The organism is Arthrobacter sp. Leaf69, from assembly GCF_001422645.1.
Classification (GTDB): Bacteria; Actinomycetota; Actinomycetes; order Actinomycetales; family Micrococcaceae; genus Arthrobacter.
The window spans coordinates 70,310-82,865 of record NZ_LMLR01000011.1; the positions used below are offsets into that span (position 1 = coordinate 70,310).

A 12,556-nucleotide genomic window follows, 5' to 3' on the forward strand; every position below is an offset into this window, starting at 1 on the left:
CATGTCATTTGGACAGCGCAACCTCGACCGCCAGAAGCCGGAAATTGATTTCCCCGAAGGCGACGTGCCCACCGAGCTAGTCATCACCGACCTCATCGAGGGCGACGGCGCCGAAGCCAAGGCCGGCGACACCGTCTCCACCCACTACGTCGGCGTGGCCTGGTCCACCGGCGAAGAGTTCGACGCCTCCTGGGGCCGCGGCGCACCGCTCGACTTCCGGGTCGGCGTCGGCCAGGTCATCCAGGGCTGGGACCAGGGCCTGCTGGGCATGAAGGTCGGCGGCCGCCGCCGGCTGGAAATCCCGTCCGAGCTGGCCTACGGCTCCCGTGGCGCGGGCGGGGCAATTGGCCCCAACGAGGCCCTGATCTTCGTGGTCGACCTCGTCGCCGTCCGCTAGTCCCCACCCGCCCCCTATCCTCGCAGGCTCGGACAGGGAACCCGGCGGGCGTGGGCCCACCCACCCGCCCCCTATCCTCGCAGGCTGGGACAGGGAACCCGGCGGGCGTGGGCCCACCCAGCAGGCTGAACAAGCTGCTGACATGCGCAAGCGCGGTAACAATCGGAAAAGTTCTTCCGGCTGTTGCCGCGCTTTTGTCAGTTTCGGGCAGGGACTTTAGTACCCTTGCGGGGTGTCAGCCTCACGTACAGAACGCCTCCTGAACCTGCTTATCGCCCTGCTCAACACCACCTACGGCCTGCGCCGCAGCGAGTTGCGGGACAAGGTCTACCACGACACCACCAGCACGGATGTCGCTTTCGGCCGGATGTTCGAACGCGACAAGGGCGAGTTGCGGCACTTCGGCTTCGACGTGGAGACCGTCACGGACAAGGGCTGGGGGTCCGATGACCCCGCAACCACCCGCTACCGCATCGGCAAGGAATCCAACCGGCTTCCGGACGTGAGCCTCACTCCGGCCGAATGCACCGTGCTGATCCTCGCGGCCCAACTGTGGGAGCACGCGGCGCTCGGGTCCGCGGCCGTCAATGCGGTCCGCAAACTGCAAGCCTCCGGGGGGCTCGTCGACGCCGAACTCCCCGCCGGGGTCCAGCCGCGGATCCGTCCCGCCGGCCAGGCCTTCGAGGACCTTGTGGCGGCCATGCATGCGCAGCACCCCGTCACTTTCTCCTACCTCGCCGGGAGCACCGGCAAGGAAGAGGAGCGGCTGGTGGAACCGTGGGGCCTCGGCAGCCGCTTCGGCCAGTGGTACCTCGTGGCCCGGGACAGGAACCGCGGGGACAAGCGCTTCTTCCGCCTCTCCCGCCTCACGTCCGCCGTGACCGTCCTGGAGAAGGAGAGCTTCACCCCGCTGGCGGACTTCAACATGCGTGCCGAGCTGGCCGGGCTGGCGGAGCTGCCCATCCGGACCGCCGTCGTCGACGTCCAGTCCGGCAGGCTGCACGGGCTCCGCACACGCGCCCTTCCCGACCCCGTCCCGGAAGCGGGCGCCGGGCTGCCCGAAGCCGGCCGCGACCGCCTCAGCGTGCCGTACCGCGACGCCGAGACCCTCGCCGAGGAACTCGCCTCCTACGGTCCCCGGGTCCGCGTGGTGTCCCCGCCTGAGCTCCTCACCTCCGTGCGCCGCCGCCTGGCGGCCGCCGCTGCCTTCGCCTCCGCACCCGTCCCGCCGGTCGCCTTCCCTGCGGGCTCCTCGCAGCCGGTATTCCCTGCCGGGGCAGCGCCCCGGCGCGGCCGCAAACGCACCTCAGAGGACCAGCTGGCCCGGATGCTGCAGCTGGTACCGTTCCTGGTCCACAACCAGGGCCTCCACATCAGCGAAGTGGCGGCAAAATTCGGAATCACCCGCCAGGAGCTGGAAGCGGACCTGCGGATCCTGATCTGTTCCGGCCTGCCCGAGGGCTACCCGGACGACCTGCTGGACATCCAGTGGGACGACGACCATGTCACCATCACCGAGGATCTCGACCTGAAGCGGCCGGTCCGCTTCACGGTCGAGGAGGCCTGCGCCCTGCTGACCGGGCTGGAAACCCTCAACGGCCTCCCGGAACTGGCAGAAGGAGGCGCGCTGGAATCCGTCACGCTCAAGCTCATGGCGGCGGCGGGGGAGGAGGGGCTCAAGGCTGCGGCCCTTTCTGCCCCGGAGGTGGGGCCCGGCAACTCCGCGGCCCTGGAAACCGCGCGGGAAGCCATCCGGACCGGCACCCGGCTGCGGCTGCGCTACTTCTCGCCCCTCCGGGATTCCGTCTCCGAACGGGACATTGACCCGCTGCGGCTCTATTCGCTGGACAACACGTGGTACCTCGAGGCCTACTGCCATTCCGCGCAGGGCCTGCGCAACTTCCGGCTGGACCGGATCGAGGCCCTGGAATCCACGGGACTGCCCGTCTCGGACTCGGCCAAGCCCGGTGACAGTTTCCCCGTCAAACTCTTCACCCCCAACGACGACGACGCGGTGGTGGTGGTTGAACTCACCCGGCGCGGAGCGGGCCTCGCCGATGACTACTACGCGGAGCGGACGGTCGCGCTGCCGGACGGCGGTCTGCTGGCCGAAATCCGCTTTGGCAACACCGACTGGCTGCCCATGTTCGTCGCCCAGCACGGCGGGGCGGCGCGGATCCTGCACCCCGAAGAACTGGCGGAGGCCTCCCGCGAGGGGCTGTCCGCCGCCCTCGCCCAATATGAAGACTAGCCGGGACGGCGGCTAGACTACTCAGCATGCCTTGGTGGTCCTGGATCGTGATCTGGATAGCGCTCGTCGCGCTGTCACTGTTGTTCTTCGTTGTGCTCGGAGCCCGGCTGTTCCGGCAGTTCATGGCTACGGTCAAGGAACTCGAGGCAGCGGGGGAGCGGTTCTCTTCCTTCCCGTCTGCACCCGGTCACGCCGACACCCCGGGAACCGGCACTGACGAAACTGCAGAGGGCAGCGGTTCACTGCCGGAACCCGGTTCCGCCGTTTTCGCCTCGCCGGTCCAGATGGGGCATGATTATCGCGCATCCAAGCACGCCCGTCAGGACGCCCGCCGCCAGCGGCGCATCCAGCGCAAGGCGGACCGCGGCCAGCCACAGCGGCTGCGCGACATCGAATTCAGATAGACATAGACGTAGGATGTATTTCAACGAAAGGACCTCTTGTCATGAGGCTTGAAGGCTGGCATCTCATCATCATCATCGTTCTGGCATTGGTGCTTTTCGCTGCACCGAAGCTGCCCGGCATGGCCCGGAGCCTTGGCCAGTCGATGCGCATTTTCAAGTCTGAGGTCCGGGAAATGAAGAAGGACGGCGCCGCGGACGCCACTGACGGTTCCGAGCCGGTCGAAGGCAGGGTCGTGAACCACCCGAAGTCCGCCGGCACGGAAAACCGCGCAGGCGACGGAACCGACGTTCCGCCGCCGAACCGCGCCTAACACCGCGTGGCAGTAACCATGAGCCGCCGGTCGAACCCCGAGGGGAGGATGGCGCTCCTCGACCACCTGAAGGAACTGCGGAACCGCCTCTTCAAGTCCGCGATCGCCGTCGTCCTCGGTACCGTCGTCGGATTCCTCGTCTACCAGCCGATGCTTGAGGCGCTGATCAAGCCCATCAGCGACCTCAACGAACACGAGGGCCGGCAGGCGACGCTGAACTTCGACGGTGTGGCGAGCTCCTTCGACCTGATGATCCAGGTCTCCGTCTTCCTGGGCCTGATCATCGCCAGCCCGGTCTGGCTGTATCAGCTGTGGGCCTTCATCGTCCCCGGCCTGCACAAAAAAGAACGGCGGCTCGCGCTGTCCTTCGTGGCTGCCGCCGTCCCGTTGTTTGTGGGCGGAGTCCTGCTGGCCTGGCTGGTGCTTCCGAACGCCGTCCGGGTGCTGACCGACTTCACCCCCTCCGGCGGCTCCAACTTCATCAGCGCCCAGGTGTACCTGTCCTTTGTGCTGCGGCTCCTGCTGGCCTTCGGCATCGCTTTCCTGCTGCCGGTGGTCCTGGTGGGGCTCAACCTCGCCGGCATCGTCAAAGGCAAGCAGCTCGTCAAGAGCTGGCGCATCACTGTTTTCCTGGTCTGCCTCTTCGCGGCCATGGCCGCCCCCGGAGCCGACGCGATGAGCATGTTCTACCTCGCCGGCCCCATGCTGCTTCTCTTCTTCGCCGCCATCGGCCTGTGTTTGCTCAACGACCGCCGCCGCGAACGGCGCGCCGTCAAACGCGCCGCTGAGACCGAAGCGACCGCGGGCCAGGCGACTCCCAGCTCCGAGCTGGAGAATCTGTAGCCCGCGGCGCACTAGGCTGGAACCATGTCCTCAATACCCGGGCCGGAGTCGCCGTCTGAACGCTACCGAGCCAGTGCCGAGCGGGCCGCAGAAGCCAAAACCTATCTGGGCGGCTTCATCCGTTCGCTCGCCTTCGAACTCGACGACTTCCAGCGCGAGGCCTGCCTGTCGTTGCAGGCCGGCCGGGGTGTCCTGGTGGCCGCCCCCACGGGTGCCGGCAAGACGATCGTGGGGGAGTTCGCCATCTACCTCGCGCTGCAGCGCGGCCTCAAGGCGTTCTACACCACCCCCATCAAGGCCCTGAGCAACCAGAAGTACTCCGAACTGGCGGACAAGTACGGTGCCGACCGGGTGGGGCTCCTGACCGGCGATACCAGCATCAACGGGGACGCCCCGGTGGTGGTGATGACCACCGAGGTGCTCCGCAACATGCTCTACGCCGATTCCAGCACGCTGGCCGACCTCGGCTTTGTGGTCATGGATGAGGTCCACTACCTGGCGGACCGGTTCCGCGGCGCCGTCTGGGAAGAGGTCATCATCCATCTGCCGAGCGAGGTCCAAGTGGCCTCGCTCAGCGCCACCGTCTCCAACGCCGAGGAATTCGGTGCCTGGCTGGACACGGTGCGCGGCCAGACCGACGTCATCGTGTCCGAGCACCGGCCGGTGCCGCTCTGGCAGCACGTGATGGTGGGCCGGAAGATCGTGGACCTCTTCGCCGGCGACACCACCTTCGACGAAATCGCACCAGCCGCCGGGATCGGGGCGGCCGCCACCACGTCCGCGGCCGTGTCCGCCACCGTGGAGACGGCGGACCTCAACGACCGGCCCGGCTTCGAGGTCAATCCTGAACTGCTGTCGATGGCGCGCGCCGAGAGCCAGATGAACTTCCGCGGGCGGTTCGGGCACGGCGGCCGCAACCAGCGGCGGCAGCGGAACCAGCGCGACGACGCCCAGCCGGCCGGCCAGCGCAGCCCGGTCCGGAAGGCCAGCCGCCCGCAGGTCATTTCCAGCCTCGACCGGCAGGACCTGCTGCCGGCCATCACCTTCATCTTCTCCCGCGCGGGCTGCGACGCCGCTGTGGCGCAGTGCGTCGCCGCCGGGCTGTGGCTGACCACCGAGCAGGAACAGCTCATCATTGCCCGGCGCGTCGACGAGGCCGCGCAGGACATTCCCTCCGACGACCTGGACGTCCTGGGCTTCTGGAGCTGGCGCGACGGGCTGCTCCGCGGACTGGCCGCCCACCACGCCGGCATGCTGCCCACCTTCAAGGAAGTCGTCGAGAAACTCTTCGTGGACGGGCTGGTCAAGGCCGTGTTCGCGACCGAGACCCTGGCGCTCGGCGTCAACATGCCCGCGCGCTCCGTCGTGCTGGAGAAGCTCGACAAGTTCAACGGCGAGGCCCACGTCAACATCACTGCGGGGGAGTACACCCAGCTGACCGGCCGCGCCGGACGGCGGGGGATCGACGTCGAGGGCCACGCGGTGGTCCTGTGGCAGCCCGGCACGGATCCGGCCTCGGTTGCCGGCCTCGCCTCGCGGCGCACCTACCCGCTCAATTCCAGTTTCCGGCCCACGTACAACATGTCCATCAACCTGCTGGCACAGTTCGGCCGGCCCCGGGCCCGGGAGATCCTCGAATCCTCCTTCGCCCAGTTCCAGGCCGACCGCTCCGTCGTCGGGCTGGCGAAGCAGGTGCGCAGCCGCGAGGAGTCCCTGGCCGGCTTCAGCAAGGCCATGACGTGCCACCTCGGCGACTTCACCGAGTACTCCCGGATCCGGCGGGCGCTTTCGGACACCGAGAAGAACGCCTCCAAGACCAGTTCCCGGGCCCGGAAGTCCGTCACCGAGGACTCCCTGAGCCGGCTGCTCCCCGGCGACGTGGTGGATGTCCCCACCGGGCGGGCGCCCGGGCTCGCCGTGGTCCTCAGCTCGGACCACCACTCCCGCGAACCGCGGCCCGCGGTCATGACCATGGACAACCAGCTGCGGCGGATTGGCACGCAGGACGTCGAGGGCCCTCTGGCCCCGATCACCAGGGTCCGGATCCCGAAATCCTTCAACGCCAAGGTGCCCAAGTCGCGGCGGGACCTGGCGTCCTCGGTCCGCAACGCCCTCCGGGAGAACCGGCCGCCCGCCCCGCCGAGCCGGAACGACGACTTCGGCCGCGCCGCGGCGCTCCCGGACCAGGAGCGGAAAATCACGGAACTGCGCCGGGAGCTCCGCGCGCACCCGTGCCATGGCTGCAGCGAACGTGAGGACCACGCGCGCTGGTCGGAGCGGTACTGGAAGCTCCGCCAGGAAACCGACGGCCTGGTCCGCCAGATCCAGGGGCGCACCAACACCATCGCCAAAACCTTCGACCGGGTGTGCGGCGTGTTGTCCAGCTACGGCTACCTGGAAACCTCCGACGCCGGTGTGCTCACCATCAGTCCCGACGGGCAGCGGCTGCGCCGGATCTACGGCGAGAAGGACCTGCTGATATCCCAGTCCCTGCGGCTGGGCGCCTTCAACGACCTCGACGCCGCCGAGGTCGCCGCGCTGGCCAGCGTCCTGGTCTACCAGGCCAAGCGCGAGGAGCGCGGGCTCCGGCCCAAGATGCCGAGCGTCTCCCTGGAGTCCGCCGTCGACGTTGTGGTGCATGAATGGTCCGCTCTGGAGGACATAGAGGACGCGAACAAGCTCCCCTTGACCGGTGAACCCGAACTGGGCCTGGTCTGGCCGATTTTCAAGTGGGCCAAGGGCAGGCACCTGCAGGACGTCCTCAGCGGGACGGATCTGGCCGCAGGCGACTTCGTCCGTTGGGTGAAGCAGGTCATCGACCTGCTGGACCAGTTGGCGAAAATCCCGTCCCTGGACCCGCGGGTCGCGCGGCTCTGCGGGGAAGCGATCAAACTCATCAAACGCGGCGTCGTCGCGTATTCCTCTGTGGCCTGACCACCGCGGCCGTTCCTCCGGCCGTCCCCACGTCGTCGAACACGCCCGGCCCGCACGGGCCGCCAGTTATCAAGGAGTCCCCGACCCATGACCGAGTCACCGGCCACCCCCGCACCGCGCAAGCTGACGATGTACCGCAACGGTTCCGTCTACACCGCCGCCGATCCCTTTGCGACGGCGATGCTGGTCGACGGCGACACGGTAGCCTGGGTCGGCTCCGAGCAGGCAGCAACCTCGATCGCAGATTCGGCCATGGAGGTCATTGACCTCCACGGCGCCCTGCTGGCACCCGGTTTCGTCGATTCCCACGTCCATCTCACGGAAACGGGCATCGCCCTGGACTCGCTGCAGCTCGGTGGTGTCCGCTCCGCCCGGGAACTGCTCGACGCCGTCGCCGATTTCTCCGGCTCCGCGTCCAGCGCGGACAGTGCTGTACTGGGCCATGGCTGGGATGAGACGCAGTGGGCGGACCCCGCCCTGCCCTCCCGCGAAGAACTCGAATCCGCCGCCGGCGGGCGGACCGTCTACCTCTCCCGCGTTGACGTACACTCCGCGCTTGTGTCGTCCACGCTGGCGGCGGCCGCCGGCCTCGACGGGCTGGACGGCTCCGGCTCCGGCGGCCAGGTCAAGCGCGCCGCGCACACTGCCGCCCGGCTGGAGGCACGCAGGCTGCCCGCCGCGGCGCTCCGCGGCTACCAGCAGCAGGCCCTCGCCGAGGCGGCCGCGAACGGCTACGTGGCCCTGGCGGAAATGGCGGCCCCGCACATCGGCAGCATCGAGGACTTGCAGCTTGCCGCCGGATGGAACGCCGGGCCGGACGCCGTTCCGGAGGTCCTGCCCTACTGGGGCCAGCTGGCCGACTCGGCCGAGCATGCCCGGTCCATCCTCGACGGACTGGGCGTGCCAGTGCTCGGGCTGGCCGGGGACCTGAACATTGACGGCTCCATCGGGTCGCGGACCGCGGCGCTGCGCGCGGACTACAGCGATGCACCGGGGGAGCGCGGCAACCTGTACCTCTCCGCCGGCGAGGCGGCGGCCCACCTCGCGGCGTGCTCGCTGCTGGGGGTCCAGGCCGGGTTCCACGTTATCGGGGACGCAGGACTCGACGCCGCCCTGGAGGCACTGGATCTGGCCGCCGCGGAAGTCGGCGAACAAAAAGTCCGGGCCGCGGGCCACCGCCTCGAACACGTCGAACTCGCCGATGCGGAATCCATCAGCCGGCTGGCCAAATACTCCGTGACGGTCAGCGCACAGCCCGGCTTCGATGCAGCCTGGGGCGGAGACGACGGTCTCTACGGGCAGCGTCTCGGACCCCGGCGGCACGGGATGAACCCCTTTGCCTCCTTCTACGCCGCCGGCGTGCCGGTCTGCTTCGGCAGTGACAGCCCGGTTACTCCGTTGCGGCCCTGGGCCAGCGTGCGAGCCTGCCTGCAGCACAACAACCCTGCCGAACAGATCTCCGCCCGCGCCGCCTTCCTCGGACACACCCGGGCCGGCTGGCGGGCAGCCCGGTACCGGAACCCGATGGCCGGCCAGCTGGTACCCGGCGCTCCGGCCAGTTTCGCAGTGTGGGAGGTCGAGGAACTGATGGTCCAGGTGGCGGACGGCAGGGTCCAGTCCTGGAGCACGGATCCCCGCGCGCGGACGCCGCTGCTGCCGGCGCTGGACACCGGCTCCGAACCGGTCTGCCTGCAGACCGTAAGGGACGGCCTGGAATTGTACTCCGCCGGCTCGCTCCGGAGCTGACGCCCGGCCCTGGACCAATAGGCCGGCACCGAAACTTGAGCCGCCACAATGCGCCCCTGACCTGCGGCGATGGATGAAGCGGCAGGTCACAGAGCGGTTGACAGATCTGGACGTGCCCGTAGCATTGAGGGGCAACGGAGGGTTGTGCAGGCCGCAGCCTCCGGACGTCCCCCGGTCAGTTCCAGGTTGCCGCCCGCGCGGTAGCTTCCTTGGTCGTGGCCATGGGTATTCCCAGGGGGCGGGTCCACTTCGCAGCAGAAAACGGTTCGGCGGCGTGTTTCGCGTCCCGCCGGTACTGGCCCGAAGCGGGTGGACCTGCCCCGGAAACCGGCTTCGGCCTGCGCGGGCCCGGCGACTCCCTATAATGGAAAGTTGCGCCGTGTGTCCGCTCTCCGCAGACCGCCCGGCGCTTGACCGCTCCCTTCAAGGAAAGGCCCGCTGTGCGTGTCCTCACCATCATCCCGACCTACAACGAGCTGGAATCGTTGCCCAAGACGCTCGGGCGCCTCCGCACGGCCGTGCCAGGCTCCGACGTCCTGGTTGTCGACGACAACAGCCCTGACGGTACCGGGCAGCTGGCGGACCGCTTCGCCGCTGAGGACAGCCAGGTCCATGTCCTGCACCGCGCCGGCAAGGCCGGCCTCGGGGCAGCCTACATCGCCGGGTTCAAATGGGGCCTGGACGCCGGATACGACGTCCTTGTCGAAATGGACGCCGACGGCTCGCACCAGCCGGAGCAGCTTCCCCAGCTGCTCGAAGCCGTGGAGCAGGGCGCCGACCTCGCGATGGGCTCCCGCTGGGTCCCGGGCGGCAGCGTCGTCAACTGGCCGCTGTACCGGCAGGCGATTTCGCGGGTGGGCAGCACCTACGCGCGGATCATGCTGGGCGTGAAGATCAAGGACGTCACCGGCGGTTTCCGTGCGTTCCGCCGGAGCACGCTGGAGAAGCTGAACCTGGACACTGTCGACTCGGTCGGGTACGGCTTCCAGGTGGACTTGGCCTGGCGCGTCGCCAGGCTCGGGCTGACAATCGTCGAACGCCCCATCACCTTCGTCGAGCGTGAGCTGGGCGCCTCGAAGATGAGCGGGAATATTGTGGTCGAGGCCATGATCAATGTGACCAAGTGGGGCCTGACGGCCCGCTGGAACACGCTCACGGGGAAACTTCCCCGAAAGGTCACCGACAGGCTCACGGGCAAGTCCACCAGCAACAAAGCCTAGGCGCTGCCGGCGTAAACCAAGGGCCGGGCCCGCGCCGTCTGTCAAGACGGTGCGGGCCCGGCCCTTTTGGCTGGTGCGCGGTCTGCCTAGGCTGAGCGGCGTTCGCCGCGCCGTTCGCGCAGGATCGTGAGGCGGTCCTCGAGGATCTGCTCGAGTTCAGGCAACGAGCGGCGTTCCAAGAGCATGTCCCAGTGCGTGCGGACTGCCTTCTCGTTGAGGTTTACGGGGCGTTCGCCGTCGACGAGCAGGGCTTCCTTGCCTGTCTTCGATACCCAGACCGGGGGAATTTCCGCTTCGGAAGAGAAGGTCACGAACACCTGTTCGCCGTCCTCGCAACGGTACTCAACACGCTGGCGCGGAGCCGGCTCGACACCGGATTCGGTTTCCATGCTCTGTGCGCCAAGGCGCATACCCCGCAGGCTGCGATCGCTCATCTTTTCTCCCTCTATTCGGTTCGCAGGGTCATGCCCTGCGTTCGCCGGGGGCCGCGAGGCGGCACCGGACTGCTGTTTGCATTGCGCTGAATCACCGGATATCACCGGATTTCACAGAACCCGCACGTGAAAAGTCGTCACAGGATTCAACGCTTAGAAAAGCTAAATTGTTCCGCCGGAGTGAACCAGCCGGACAAATACTCAACTATACGGGTAACGGACACCCCCGGTAAAGCCTGGGCCCCGGTGCCGGCCGTTCCTGGCAGCAGAACGGGGAGGCACCCGCCATGCGGATGCCTCCCCGTTCCTGCAGGCTCCTAGGCCTCCGGTGTGGCCGGGATGCCTGCGGCGCCGGTGGCGGATCCTGCTGCCGGCGCCGGTGAAGCCGCCCGGGCAGGTGCAGGTTCCGCTGCGGCGTCGAAGTCCGGGCCGAACAGGCTGTCGTTGGGCTGGCCGTCCTTGCTGCCGCCCAGCGCACTGCCGATGCCCTTGAGGGCTTCGCCGACTTCGCTGGGAATGATCCACAGCTTGTTTGCGGAGCCCTCGGCGATTTTCGGGAGGGTCTGCAGGTACTGGTAGGCCAGGAGCTTCTGGTCCGGGTTGCCCTTATGGATGGCGTCGAACACCTTCTGGATGGCTTGCGCCTCGCCGTCGGCGCGGAGGATTGCCGCCTTCGCGTCGCCCTCGGCCTTCAGGATCGATGACTGGCGCTGGCCCTCAGCGGTGAGGATGGCGGACTGCTTGGTGCCTTCCGCGGTCAGGATGGCGGCGCGGCGGTCCCGTTCGGCGCGCATCTGCTTCTCCATGGAGTCCTGGATGGAGTGGGGCGGATCGATCGCCTTGAGCTCCACCCTGGAGACACGGATGCCCCAGCGGCCGGTTGCTTCGTCCAGCACGCCGCGGAGCTGCCCATTGATCTGGTCACGCGAGGTCAGGGCCTCTTCGAGGTTCAGGCCGCCGACGACGTTGCGCAGCGTCGTGGTGGTCAGCTGCTCCACGGCCTGGATGTAGTTGGCGATTTCGTACGTGGCCGCACGCGCGTCGGTCACCTGGAAGTAGACCACCGTGTCGATCGAGACGACGAGGTTGTCCTCGGTGATCACGGGCTGCGGGGGGAAGGAGACCACCTGTTCACGCAGGTCAAGCAGCGGCAGCAGCCGGTCCACGAACGGGATCAGGATCGTGAGGCCGGGGTTCAGCGTGCGCTGGTACTTGCCCAGCCGTTCGACGACGCCGGCCCGGGCCTGCGGAACAATCCGCACCGACCGCACCAGCACGATTATTACGAACGCAACGAGAACCAGCAGCACGATTGCGACTGCGATATCCATACATCACCTATTCCCCAGATTTGGTCTTGCTATGGTCTGCGGCGGTGTGCCGCCGCATGCCCGGCGCCGGTGTCGGCCGCCGGAATAATTGTGGGCGCTATGGAGTCGCGGTTTCCGGCTGCGGCGCGACCACCGCTGTGGCGCCGTCGATCGCGCTGACAATCGCATGCTGTCCGGGTGTCAGGACTCCGGTCTCCGAGCGGGCGCTCCAGACGTCGCCGCCGATCTTGACCAGGCCTCCGCTGGCACTGACCGGCTCCATCACCAGGGCCGATTCGCCGATCAGGCGTTCGACATTACTCCGGCGGTCGGCCGGACCCTTGTGGAGGTGTTTGAGGGCGACGGGCCGCACGAACCCGATCATCAGCAGGGAAACCACGCAGAAAGCCACGATCTGCAGGCCAAGGTCGGCCCCGGCCAAGGAGGCGACCAGCCCGGCGAGGGCTCCGCCGCCAAGCATGATGAAGAACAGGTCCAAGGTGATCATTTCCACCACGGCAAACACGAGGAAGACCGTGAGCCACAGTGCCCACCAGTTTTCGGGTAGCCATTCAAACATCGTTTTCCCCCTTCGCCCCGGGGGCTGCAGGCGCAGACCCTCGGTAACTGTGTTTCCATACTAAGCCGAACGGCAACGCTAGCGGAGGGCAGCGGAAATCAGGTGGAGAACGTGGCCAAGTCGTTA

11 protein-coding genes are annotated in these 12,556 nt (G+C 67.8%); 8 read left to right on the forward strand and 3 right to left on the reverse strand.

From position 1 onward, the window contains the following. The first annotated feature begins 1 nt into the window (after position 1). The 8 genes from ASE96_RS09800 (at position 2) to ASE96_RS09835 (ending at position 10,106) form a co-directional block, all read left to right on the forward strand. Positions 2-397, forward strand: coding sequence for an FKBP-type peptidyl-prolyl cis-trans isomerase (locus ASE96_RS09800; protein ID WP_056429429.1), 396 nt, complete (start codon positions 2-4; stop codon positions 395-397). 232 nt (positions 398-629) lie between these two features. Continuing rightward, positions 630-2,648, forward strand: a complete 2,019-nt coding sequence (locus tag ASE96_RS09805; RefSeq protein WP_056429431.1) for a helix-turn-helix transcriptional regulator — start codon at positions 630-632, stop codon at positions 2,646-2,648. 26 nt (positions 2,649-2,674) lie between these two features. Beyond that, the gene (locus ASE96_RS09810) at positions 2,675-3,052 is read left to right on the forward strand and encodes a hypothetical protein (protein ID WP_056429434.1); all 378 of its coding nucleotides are present in this window, start codon (positions 2,675-2,677) and stop codon (positions 3,050-3,052) included. Positions 3,053-3,093: 41 nt separating this feature from the next. Then, positions 3,094-3,363, forward strand: a complete 270-nt coding sequence (gene tatA, locus ASE96_RS09815) for a Sec-independent protein translocase subunit TatA (RefSeq protein ID WP_056429436.1) — start codon at positions 3,094-3,096, stop codon at positions 3,361-3,363. 48 nt (positions 3,364-3,411) lie between these two features. Beyond that, the gene (gene tatC / locus ASE96_RS09820; protein ID WP_056429437.1) at positions 3,412-4,206 is read left to right on the forward strand and encodes a twin-arginine translocase subunit TatC; all 795 of its coding nucleotides are present in this window, start codon (positions 3,412-3,414) and stop codon (positions 4,204-4,206) included. Between the two features lie 24 nt (positions 4,207-4,230). Beyond that, positions 4,231-7,140, forward strand: a complete 2,910-nt coding sequence (locus tag ASE96_RS09825) for a DEAD/DEAH box helicase (protein WP_056429439.1) — start codon at positions 4,231-4,233, stop codon at positions 7,138-7,140. Between the two features lie 87 nt (positions 7,141-7,227). Continuing rightward, positions 7,228-8,886, forward strand: coding sequence for an amidohydrolase (locus ASE96_RS09830; protein ID WP_056429441.1), 1,659 nt, complete (start codon positions 7,228-7,230; stop codon positions 8,884-8,886). A 440-nt stretch (positions 8,887-9,326) separates the two neighbouring features. Continuing rightward, positions 9,327-10,106, forward strand: coding sequence for a polyprenol monophosphomannose synthase (locus ASE96_RS09835; protein ID WP_056429443.1), 780 nt, complete (start codon positions 9,327-9,329; stop codon positions 10,104-10,106). 86 nt (positions 10,107-10,192) lie between these two features. On the opposite strand, the gene ASE96_RS09840 is transcribed toward ASE96_RS09835, so the two are convergent. The 3 genes from ASE96_RS09840 to ASE96_RS09850 form a co-directional block, all read right to left on the reverse strand. Continuing rightward, entirely contained in the window at positions 10,193-10,540 is a 348-nt protein-coding gene (locus ASE96_RS09840) for an RNA polymerase-binding protein RbpA (protein ID WP_056429445.1), read from the reverse strand. A 317-nt stretch (positions 10,541-10,857) separates the two neighbouring features. Then, positions 10,858-11,871 carry an SPFH domain-containing protein gene (locus ASE96_RS09845; protein ID WP_056429446.1) on the reverse strand — a complete coding sequence of 338 codons (1,014 nt, stop codon included), beginning with the start codon at positions 11,869-11,871 and terminating at the stop codon, positions 10,858-10,860. Positions 11,872-11,968: 97 nt separating this feature from the next. After that, positions 11,969-12,430 carry an NfeD family protein gene (locus ASE96_RS09850; protein ID WP_056429448.1) on the reverse strand — a complete coding sequence of 154 codons (462 nt, stop codon included), beginning with the start codon at positions 12,428-12,430 and terminating at the stop codon, positions 11,969-11,971. Between the last annotated feature and the right edge of the window lie 126 nt (positions 12,431-12,556).